Source organism: Streptomyces sp. AC627_RSS907, assembly GCF_019049165.1.
In genome coordinates, this window is record NZ_JAGMUE010001237.1 from 1 (window position 1) to 570 (window position 570).

Here is a 570-nt window from a genome sequence, read left to right on the forward strand (position 1 = left end):
GCGGTGCCCCAGTCGTCACCGGCCGCGATCTCGGGCCGGTAGCGGCGGCTACGGAAGACCGCCACCTGGTTGTGCAGCTCGCCGCGTCGTATGGGGTACTGCACCAGGTGCTTGCCTGGTCCGATCCAGACGAGCTCGTCGTCGGGCCGCACGCTGTCGGGCAGGTCGCCGGCCGGGACGGTGCCGCGATAGGCGACGTACCCCGAGCACAGCGGCGCGTCGTCGGCCACCAGCGCGCGGGTGCGCGACCACAGGCCGTCGGCGCCGACCACCGCCTCGCACGCGTACGTCTCGCCGTCGGCGAACCGCACGGTCGCCGACTCGCCCTCGGCGTCGCGCACCTCGACGACCTCGCGCCCCGACTCCAGGGTGACGCGCTCGTGCGCGCGGCAGGCGGCGAGCAGGATGTCGAGGAGGTCGCCGCGGTGCAGCACGGTGTACGGCTGGCCGTAGCGTGCCCGGAAGGCGTCGCCGAGGTCGACGGTGGTCAGCCGGCGGCCGGTGTCGGCGGGGAGGAAGACCAGGTTGCGGGGGTAGACGGCCACGGCGGCGAGTTCGGGACCGAGGTCC

The 570-nt window shown here is 74.6% G+C and carries 1 protein-coding gene; it reads right to left on the minus strand.

Annotated elements, in window-relative coordinates; all coding sequences use genetic code 11:
* Positions 1 to 570, minus strand: a 570-nt coding sequence (locus tag KUM32_RS41255) for an FAD-dependent monooxygenase (RefSeq protein WP_217146772.1), incomplete at both ends; no start/stop codon positions are given.